The following is an 8,521-nucleotide window of genomic DNA, read 5'->3' on the forward strand; positions in this document are numbered from 1 at the left end:
GAGCGGTTCCATAGTCCTTGTATGCCTCGTGGATCTTCTACTCAGTACAGGAGGTGATCCTGGACAGGCCAGAGGCATTCGTTATCATCAGGCCCGAAGGAGGCCCGCTTCGCTGAATTTATTCGGGCCAGAGGGGCGGCCACTCCCCATAACGGGCCGCATACCGCTCGATCGGCTCACTCTGGTAGCCAACGGTGTATCGCGCTCTCACACTCGGATGAACCCAGGTTTTTATCCGGTTCGGGGCCGGTATGTCCCGTATCAGTTTACCCAGCAGACGGTATTTGCCCTTGTACTCGTTGTGCTGCTCGGCGGTGGTGTGGGTGGAGGTCGGCAGGGTGTCGTTAAACACCAGGTTCTGTCTTCTCGCCTCTTCCATCATCCATAGCAGGGGGATGTCGGCAAGCAGGTGGTCGTGCCTGTCCGGGCCGTAGCCACCGCCGACGTCGGAATGGGCACCAGCGAACCAGACCTGCTTGATGTCGGTGCCGACGCGTGGTTCCCAGAGCGTGGGCTCGAAGTCTTCCCGATGCTCGTCCAGAGCCAGCCCGTGGCGGGCGACCCTGACGTTGCTGCCGATCTCCCGGTCGTAGAACAGGTCCTGGTCCTTGATCAGGCCAAAGAAAGTAAACGGCAGGCCAAGGGCGCCGACTGTGTCCCACACGCCAACGTATTTTACCGGAGTGCGTTCCTCCACCGAGAACCGCCGCTTCCAGGCCATGGCGTGTTCGCTGTTGGCCTTGTGCCTTTTGACCTTGTAGAGCCGGAAGGCGTTCTGGATCAGGTTGGAGTGTTCTTTTCTCAGAATACTGCAGTTGTTGATCATGCCACTGAGGCTGCGGGCGGTGTAGGCGCCCCGGCTGAAACCGAACAGGAAGATCTCGTCGCCAGGTTCGTAGTTGTGAACCAGAAAGCGATAGCCATCCATCACGTTCTTTTCAAGGCCGCGCCCGGTGACGCCAGCAAGGATCTCATCATGGTATGAGCCAATGCCCCAGTCGTAGAAAACCACCTGTTCGATGCCGTGGCCATCGGACGGTTGAATGGCGCGAGCGCATTGCAGTACGTTGGTGGGAAAGTCCTCATCGATGTTCTCTTCAGGACGGTTCCAGGTGCCGTCAAAGCAAAGGACGAAGCGTTTCATGGCGCTGACCTCCTGTCGAGGCACTTTCTTTTGTGCCGCTCGCTATCCCCAGCCTCGCTGGTGTCACCTGCGCCATGGCCTGGTGCCCTGGCGGGCGGGCGCCGCCCGGTTGCATATTAGTGAGTAACTCAACTAATTAAAGTTTATTGGTCATGTTTTCGCCAGCTCGGACGCCTCATTGAAGGAGCCTGTCGGCTCCACGAAAGCTGAAGCTTCCGCTACATTTACACAGTCGGTGCCGTGGGCTGAGGTGAGTATTTGACCCACCGACACACTCCCGTGACGGGGCTTATCCTGAGGTTTCAGGTTTCAGGTTTCAGGTCGTTCGTAGCGGCAGCTTCAGCTTTCGAGCACACCGCAGGTGTGCCCAATACGCCGACCTTGCCGAAGGAGCCTGGCGGCTCCACGAAAGCTGAAGCGTCCGCTACGTTTACACACTTGATGCCGAACGTTCGACTCAAATCATTCAAAACTGCTAGAGATATAAGCAGCCAGGTTGTCGATATCCGAATCCGACAGTTTCGAGGCGTTCGGTATCATCAGGCCGGAATTCGGGCCTACTTTCTCACCGTCGCGGTAGGTGGTCAGGCGCGACTTGATGTATTCCGCATCCCGGCCTTCGAGGGACGGGAAGCTGGCCATGCCTTTGCCCTCGGGGCCATGACACTGGGCGCATGATTGTGCATACAGGCTTTCGCCGGCAGAGGCGTCGCCATCCTGGGCCTGGGCCGTACCCGTTATCAGCACAGCGGCAAAGGCACAAAGTAGTTGTGTCTTCATGATTATTCCTTTGGATTTTTCGAATTAGAGCCTCACTGCTCCGGTGGGCCACCCGGGGCCATCGGAGCAGTGAAGGAGGAGCGTTTTATTCTGGGGTGATGCGGTAAATACTACCTTCATCCACTGCGGTATACAGGTCGCCGTCCGGCCCTACCACCAGGGCACGGAAGCGGGACGAGCCCATGGGCGCCGGCAGCTCGGTCACATCCTCCACCGATTCGCCGTCATCAGACAGCTCAAGAAGATCAATGCGCTGCCCGGTAGGCGTGCCGCCAAAACCAATACCCAGGAAGCTGACAGCCAGGCGACCTTTCCAGGCGCCCCATTTATCATCGGTCAGGAAGGCTGCACTGCTGATGCCCTGGGAAAGGTTGTTATTATCCCACACCGGCTCCATGGCTTCGGGATAGGTGTCGGTGTCCGTCATCGGCATGTAGTTGTCGCGCTTTTCCGGTTCCATGCCCTCGCCCTGGTTGGGCTGGTAACCGCAGTAATCATCGGGGCAGTCCTCACGGCCGGCCATGTTGGGGCGGGGGTCCCAGCCGCTGTTGGCGCCGGCCTCTAGGGCATTCACTTCATCGTTATGCCAGGGGCCGTGCTCGGTGATATAGGGCCGACCGGTCTCGGGGTGGAAGGCAATACCCTGCACGTTGCGGTGACCGTAGGTGAAGATCCTCGGGTCGAAGCCTTCCGGCGTTGCCTCAGCGTTATCCGGCGCCGCCTCACCGTCCCGGTCGATCCGCAGCACCTTGCTGCCCAGTGTGTCGCCGGATTGCGGCAACTGGCTGTTGTGGTTGTCGCCCGTGGTCACGTAAAGGAAGCCATCGTCGGGGCTGAAGCGAAGCCGGCCACCGTTGTGGGCACCAGGCCCGCCAAAGGGGTGGTCGCTGGCTTCCTCCTTGTAGGGAATCTCTTCAATGATGTCGGTCCGCTCCGAGGTCTGGCTCATGTCTTCATTCAGCGTCAGGCGGATCACCCGGTTGGTGGGCGGGTCGGACTTCTTTGAGGCCGAGTAAACATAAACGGCACGATTTTCCTCGAAGTCCGGGTCGACCGCGACGCCGTTCATCCCTGCCTGGCCCTCACAGAACAGATCGTCTGCGGTGGTGGCGTAGTCTTCGGTGTCGCTCATACCCACCAGTTTGTTCACGTCACCGTCCGGCAGCCGCACGGAGAGGCCGCGGCACTTTTCGGTGAACAGCATGGCGCCATCGGGCAGGAAAGCCATACCCCAGGGATTTTCCAGACCGGATAGAACGGTGGTGTGCTTGAGTTCAGGCGTGTCGGTGTCTGAGCTTGCAGCAATCGGCAGGGCAGCCATTAGGGCGGAAGCAGCGATTGCGCCAAGCGCACGCGGGGACGGTTTCTGAGACATTGAGTTTACTCCCTGTAAGTTGTGATCTCTCATCCTATGTGAATTGAGTATAGGTCTGGCTGTTGGGTGGTCAAGTTTTGGCCTGAACGCATATTCCATCGCTTGGCGATGCCTGTGGTGGTCAAAAAATGCATATTTTCAATGCCGGTTTTGATGTGTATCTGGAGAAGGCGTACTGTAAGTTCATCTGAGTCTTGGGGGCAAAGACGAGATCCGATGTCTGTTTATTCGTGACCTACTTTTGAAACAGTAGCCATCCGGAAAAGGCTGGCCTTAACCCTGTTGAATTCGTAAGCAAACCACGGAGGGCGCCCCGACCATGAAGCTTGTTTGCTTTATCCAGACTGAAATGGAGCAACTACTGGAAGACTGGGCAGATGCCGCGCTGGAAATTGCCCCTGAATTGCGGGACGAAAACATCCGCGTTCTGGAAGACCATGCCCGAGCCATGCTTGAGTTCATTATTGAAGATCTCTCTACCTCCCAGAGCCACCGCGAGTCAGCCCGCAAAGCTCTAGGCAAAGGCAAGGACCCCATCTCCGTCGCCGCCGAAAACCATGGCACAGGCCGCCTCAAACAGGGTCTCTCAATACTCCAGGTGATCCAGGAATTGAGGGCTCTGCGGGCGAGAGTGATTGAAGTCTGGGTCGGACCTGGTGGGCTCACCGCCCAGGAACTGGATGAACTGGTCAGATTCAACGAGGCCGTCGACCAGCTGATCGCCAACTCGGTATCGAGCTACTCCAATCAAAAAAAACACGAGTCACGTTTGTTTGAAGCCATGTTGAGGGTCACTCCCGACCCTTCGGCCATTTTCGATGCCGAGGGCAAGCTTCTGATCCTCAATGCTCCGATGGCGGAGCTGATCAGTACACCGGCCAGGGATGCCATTGGCAAAACCCCCCTTGAGCTGGGGCTGGGCTTTGCAACAGAAGTGCAAGATGCGATCGTCCAGACCGTCATGACCGGCCAGTGCCAGCGCAGCGAATTTCGTTGTACGTCACCCTCAGGTCGCGAGTTCTATTTTGACTGCCAGCTAGTGCCGGTATTCAACGATCAGAACGAGGTGGAGGCGGTCGCCAAGACCTCCCGGGACATCACTGACCGTAAGAAGGTCGAGCGCCAGGTGTGGCGCAACGCCAATTTCGATTCGCTCACCGGCGTTCCCAACCGGCGCCTGTTCCTCGACCGCCTCGAACAAAACCTGCTGGAAGCAAAACGAAAGAACAGTTCCTTCGCATTATTGTTCCTCGACCTCGACCGCTTCAAGGAAGCCAATGACCAGCTCGGCCATAAGGCCGGAGATCGGCTGCTGGAGAAGGTGGCTAACCGGATAAGTGCCAATGTCCGGGCCATGGATACGGTCGCACGCCTGGGTGGAGACGAATTCATCCTGATACTCAAGGACACCAACAGGGACGGGGCGCGAGAGGCAGCGAAGGCCTTGCTGGCCAGCCTGGAAGAGCCCTTTGATGTCAATTCCCATCGGGTAAGCATCTCCGGCAGCATCGGTCTGACCCTGTTCCCGGATGATGGCACGGACGCCGACCAGCTGATGCATAATGCCGATCAGGCCATGTACATAGCCAAGGACCGTGGCGGCCACCGGGTAAAACTGTACAGGCCGTGGATGACCCAGAGGGAATCCGACCACATGCGGTTGAACAGGGAACTTGATGAGGCCCTTAATGACGACCAGCTGGAGGTTTACTACCAGCCCATCATTGATATCCGTAGCGGCGCTATTGCCAAGGCCGAGGCCCTGCTGCGCTGGAACCATCCCGAAAAGGGGCTGCTGACCCCCGCCGCTTTCCTGACCATTGCTGAACAGGGGACTATCACGGACCGTATCAATGCCTTTGTGCTGGAGCAGGCGGTGGCCAGCTCACTGCAATGGCGGGCGCAGGGCGGCGAAGGCTTTCCGATCAATATCAATGAGTCACCCTCCTCCTTTTTTACCCGGTCCCTGGTGGACCAGTGGCAGACACGGCTGACCCAGAGTGATCTCGATGAGAGCCGGATTACCATGGAGCTGAGCCCGGTCTCCCTGAGCAACATCCGTGGCTCCGGCTTCAACCCTGCCAGCAGCTTTGGCCTGGCCGGGTTGCGGCTGCGTCTGGCGATCGATGATTTTGGTATCGAGCCGTTTTCCCTGCTGGCACTCCAGGAGCTCCAGGTGGACAGCATCAAGGTGGACAGGGACCTGGTTAAATCCGCAGGCCAGGGCGGTAGCGCCGACCGCATACTGAAGGCCATTATTGCCATGGCCCACGCCATTGATATCGAAGTAGTCGCGGCGGGCGTTGAACAGGAACAGCAACTGGACTTCCTGTCCCACGCAGGCTGCGATTACGCCCAGGGTTTTCTGTTTTCGAAACCTTTGTGTCGGAACGATTTTGGCCAGCTGATGATGTGACAGGCCCGCCAGCCGACTTGGCGAGCGCTCATCGCCCCAGCACCAGGTAGTCCTCGCGCTCGAAATATGCCATCTGGCGGGCATACTGGGTGGCAAACCCCGGGTACATGGTGGCGTTGAAGCCGTCCTCGGTGAGGTGCCAGCTCTTGCAGCCGGAATTCCAGTTGGTGCGGGCCAGGCGCTTTTGCAGCATTCTGTTGTGTGGCCTTGCGCACCAGCGACTGGCTGGCGGGCAGCTTTCTGAATACGGTGCGGTTCCACGACGGGGTGGAGAAGTCCGGCTTCGGTAATACCCAGCCCGGCGTACGCTGGAACACCTTGACTCTGCTGGCCTGTTTCACAAGCTCAGGCACAACCTGGACCGCACTGGCGCCAGTGCCGATCACCGCGACCCGCTTGCCGCTGATATCGTAACTGTGGTCCCAGCTGGCGCTGTGCATGGTCTTGCCCTGGAAGCTGTCGAGGCCATCAATGGCAGGGAAGCTGGCGTTGGACAGCGGTCCCTGGGCCATCACGACCGAGCGCGCCCGGAACTCATCGCCACAGGCGGTGGTCGCGGTCCAGACGCCGCCTTCTTCATCAAACACGAGACCGGTGACTTCCTGATTCAGCCTGACCAGACGCCGTAGGTTGTTGGCGTCTGCCAGGTGGTGAACGTAATCGAGGATCTCTCGGCTGCCGGAGAAGCTCCGGGACCAGTCCGGGTTGGGGGCGAAGGAGGAGGAATAGAGGTTCGAGGGAATATCACAGGCGGCACCGGGGTAGGTGTTGTCCCGCCAGGTTCCGCCTATGTCTTGGGCCCGATCCAGTATCACCACATCACGGATGCCTTCCTGCTGCAGGCGCAGGGCGGTGCGCAGTCCGACAAAACCGGCCCCTACGATCAGGACTTCGTGGATGGGGGTGGCTGCCTTTTGGGCACTGTGCTTTTGCCTGTTTGATCGCGGTTTGGGGGTTGGTTTCATTGGATTGCTCTCGATTAAAGGTTCTGGGAATGGACTGACTGGACGCGGGCGGTCGGGTAAGGCTTTTCTGTCGGGAAAAGAACTCGCTTTGCTCAGACACCTTTTCCCGACAGAAAAGCCTCCCCCTCCCTTGTTGGTTCGATGGTTTTGTTCAGGCTGTGGTGCGCCAGGTGAGGCCTTTTACCCAGGTGGGGACCGGGCCGATCATCCCTATGGGGATGTGGCTGGTCAGCTTTACCAGCGCATCCACCGGTTTGTGGTAGGGGTGGGCGCGGTTGACCACCATCTTTCCGTGCTGGCTGATGATCTGGAACCAGGGGTTTCGGCGGCCTTCGGCGGTGCGGCCACCAATGCGTTCGTACTTGTTCATGGCTTCGTACAGCCGCTCTTCCCGCAGCCCCATGGCAACAATGTTGTCCCGCATCTTGTTCAGCAGCGTGGCATAGGCGAGCACGCCAAGAATCAGCTTGGGGCTGACCACTGTGCCCAGGGTCTTGACAGTCTGCCGGTGCAGTTTGCCTCGGCCGAGCATTTCCATGACGTGGAAATCCACCCCAAGGTGGCGGGACTCGTCGGCGTTGATTTTCTCGACCACCTCGTGGCACAGCGGGTCGTCCACTTCTTCCAGCAGGAACTTGAGCAGGGCGCCGTCCAGGGCGATTTCCAGCATGGGGATCACCGAGCCCAGCACTTTCAGTGGCATGTCATCGCTGTAGCGGTCGAGCCATTCGATGGTCAGCCGCAGGTTGATGTTGGGCTCCGGCAGTTCATCGCCATCCAGCATGCCCCAGCGGCGCATCAGGGCTATTTCAGCGTTGGCGTGGCGCTGCCCCTCGGGATGGAAGTAGGTGTAGATTTCCTTCAGGGTGTCCGTGGGCGCCTTCTTCGCCATGGCGGCAAAACCCCGGGCGCCCACGTGCTCGATCCACATCAGGTCAGACATGAAGGCCGCCCGCTACGCCATGGTGCTGGACTTCGAGCAGCACGTGGAACCCCTGCACAAAACCCTGTCAGAACTGGTCACCCAGTACCTGATGCACCACCCCAAAACCCTGCAGATCCGCAACATCCGCACCATGAGCTACATCATGATCCTCGGGGCATCTACTCGGTTGTAAGGCACCTGTGTGAGCCGTCTCCGCCCATCACCTTTGATGAACTGGTGGAGGGGCTGTCGGATATGGTGGGGCATTATACTGAGCGGGAGTTGGCTTTGGTTAAGGCGAAGGCCTCAGCACCAGGTTCCTTCTACCTGCCACCGATTACTCTGATACCAACGCCTTTTCGATCCAGTCGAGCCGGTCTTGCCCGAAGAACATCTCACTCCCCACAAAACAGTCGGCGCGCCGAGGACGGTGTCCCCGTCGTGCACACCCACAAACACTGCGGGCAACTCATGCAGACGGGGACCGTGTGTTCTTGCTTTGGCGAACCGGTGCCGCCCGGAATGGTCGGGTTGAGGCAGGGCGCAGTGGCAGGAGCTTGGGGTGGGGTTGTTGCGTTAGATTTGGCAAAGGCCCCCATTCCGGGTTGTCCGTTTACTTCCTGCTTTGCCCCTCCGAACCTCTTCAGTGTAGGTGGCTAAATACTACGTAAGAGCTTTGGATGAGCCTGAGCGTCAGAAAGTCGGGCGCTTCGTTATTGCGAGAAAGCGGACGTCGTGCGATTACGTTGGTTTGAAACGGGTGGACTATAGATTTCGAGTATTTCAAAGAATTTTCGAATTTTTTGGCGAGGCTGACCCGTGATATGAAGACCTCGCGTTTATGTAATATCGGAGAGGTCTATCTAACCACTGTTGAACTAAACCGCTTCGCGGTAGCGAGCGGACCGGGGGATTT

Annotated in this window: 7 protein-coding genes; 2 read left to right on the top strand and 5 right to left on the bottom strand. The window is 58.5% G+C overall.

From position 1 onward, the window contains the following. Positions 1 to 118: 118 nt before the first annotated feature. From G7W63_RS04285 to G7W63_RS04295, 3 genes are all read right to left on the bottom strand, one after another. Positions 119 to 1,144, bottom strand: coding sequence for a DUF2235 domain-containing protein (locus tag G7W63_RS04285; RefSeq protein WP_166253648.1), 1,026 nt, complete (start codon positions 1,142 to 1,144; stop codon positions 119 to 121). Positions 1,145 to 1,606: 462 nt separating this feature from the next. Next, positions 1,607 to 1,924 carry a c-type cytochrome gene (locus tag G7W63_RS04290; RefSeq protein WP_166253651.1) on the bottom strand — a complete coding sequence of 106 codons (318 nt, stop codon included), beginning with the start codon at positions 1,922 to 1,924 and terminating at the stop codon, positions 1,607 to 1,609. A gap of 85 nt (positions 1,925 to 2,009) precedes the next feature. Continuing rightward, positions 2,010 to 3,299 (bottom strand): PQQ-dependent sugar dehydrogenase, encoded by a 1,290-nt coding sequence (locus G7W63_RS04295; protein WP_166253653.1) that lies wholly within the window; start codon positions 3,297 to 3,299, stop codon positions 2,010 to 2,012. A 319-nt stretch (positions 3,300 to 3,618) separates the two neighbouring features. Between G7W63_RS04295 and G7W63_RS04300 the strand changes: the two genes are divergently transcribed. Beyond that, complete coding sequence (locus tag G7W63_RS04300) at positions 3,619 to 5,715, top strand: putative bifunctional diguanylate cyclase/phosphodiesterase (protein WP_166253656.1); 2,097 nt, start codon at positions 3,619 to 3,621, stop codon at positions 5,713 to 5,715. On the opposite strand, the gene G7W63_RS04305 is transcribed toward G7W63_RS04300, so the two are convergent. Both G7W63_RS04305 and G7W63_RS04310 read right to left on the bottom strand, forming a co-directional pair. Beyond that, positions 5,649 to 6,680 (bottom strand): flavin-containing monooxygenase, encoded by a 1,032-nt coding sequence (locus G7W63_RS04305; RefSeq protein WP_242634311.1) that lies wholly within the window; start codon positions 6,678 to 6,680, stop codon positions 5,649 to 5,651. The two genes, G7W63_RS04300 and G7W63_RS04305, sit on opposite strands and share 67 nt — an antisense overlap. 151 nt (positions 6,681 to 6,831) lie before the next feature. Next, positions 6,832 to 7,623, bottom strand: a complete 792-nt coding sequence (locus tag G7W63_RS04310; protein ID WP_207308881.1) for a ferritin-like domain-containing protein — start codon at positions 7,621 to 7,623, stop codon at positions 6,832 to 6,834. Between G7W63_RS04310 and G7W63_RS04315 the strand changes: the two genes are divergently transcribed. Beyond that, on the top strand, positions 7,622 to 7,798 hold the full coding sequence (locus tag G7W63_RS04315) for a hypothetical protein (protein WP_166253659.1): 177 nt from the start codon (positions 7,622 to 7,624) through the stop codon (positions 7,796 to 7,798). The genes G7W63_RS04310 and G7W63_RS04315 overlap by 2 nt on opposite strands. Positions 7,799 to 8,521 lie beyond the last annotated feature (723 nt).

Source organism: Marinobacter salicampi (genome assembly GCF_011074795.1).
GTDB lineage: Bacteria > Pseudomonadota > Gammaproteobacteria > Pseudomonadales > Oleiphilaceae > Marinobacter > Marinobacter salicampi.

Coding starts and splice junctions, on each gene's coding strand:
- G7W63_RS04315 (WP_166253659.1), top strand. CDS start 7,622: ATGAAGGCCGCCCGCTACGCCATGGTGCTGGACTTCGAGCAGCACGTG.
- G7W63_RS04305 (WP_242634311.1), bottom strand. CDS start 6,680: ATGAAACCAACCCCCAAACCGCGATCAAACAGGCAAAAGCACAGTGCC.
- G7W63_RS04290 (WP_166253651.1), bottom strand. CDS start 1,924: ATGAAGACACAACTACTTTGTGCCTTTGCCGCTGTGCTGATAACGGGT.
- G7W63_RS04300 (WP_166253656.1), top strand. CDS start 3,619: ATGAAGCTTGTTTGCTTTATCCAGACTGAAATGGAGCAACTACTGGAA.
- G7W63_RS04310 (WP_207308881.1), bottom strand. CDS start 7,623: ATGTCTGACCTGATGTGGATCGAGCACGTGGGCGCCCGGGGTTTTGCC.
- G7W63_RS04295 (WP_166253653.1), bottom strand. CDS start 3,299: ATGTCTCAGAAACCGTCCCCGCGTGCGCTTGGCGCAATCGCTGCTTCC.
- G7W63_RS04285 (WP_166253648.1), bottom strand. CDS start 1,144: ATGAAACGCTTCGTCCTTTGCTTTGACGGCACCTGGAACCGTCCTGAA.